Source organism: Paenibacillus sp. KS1, from assembly GCF_001680695.1.
Taxonomy (GTDB): domain Bacteria; phylum Bacillota; class Bacilli; order Paenibacillales; family Paenibacillaceae; genus Paenibacillus_B; species Paenibacillus_B suaedae.
This window is the reverse complement of record NZ_MAIS01000301.1, coordinates 1-500: the sequence shown is the minus strand read 5'-3', so window position 1 is coordinate 500 and position 500 is coordinate 1. Positions and strand designations below refer to the sequence as shown.

Here is a 500-nt window from a genome sequence, read left to right as displayed (position 1 = left end):
CTGAAGCCGACGGAAACAAATGAGGAAGCTGCGAGCGTAGAAGCATACGTTCAGCCGATAACGACAAATTCCTTCTTCATCCAAGTGCTGCTCATTACATTCTGTATGGCGCTTGGGACGTATTTGGGAGAGCTGTTCACGTCAGCGACAGGCTTTGTCCTTCCTGGATATGTCGGAGCCATGTTCGTGGCCGTTATCGTCCGCAACATTGTGGACAAATTTAATCCGAATGCCATCGACATGAAGAGTATCAACCTAGTAAGCGACGTTCCACTTGGCATCTTCCTGTCCATGGCGCTTATGAGCATCAAGTTATGGGAAGTAGCAGATCTTGCCCTTCCGATTCTCGCCATCGTGCTGGTACAAGTCCTCTTTATCGTTCTGTTCGGGATTTTCGTTTTGTTCAGGTTGCTGGGCAAAGACTATGACGCCACCGTGATGGTCGCCGGTTTTACTGGACACGGCCTCGGCGCCACGCCTAATGCAATGGCCAATATGGC

General features: G+C 50.4%; 1 protein-coding gene. It reads left to right on the top strand.

The genetic code is table 11. The features are described from left to right. Positions 1 to 500, top strand: a 500-nt coding sequence (locus BBG47_RS28420; protein ID WP_217492559.1) for a sodium/glutamate symporter, incomplete at both ends; no start/stop codon positions are given.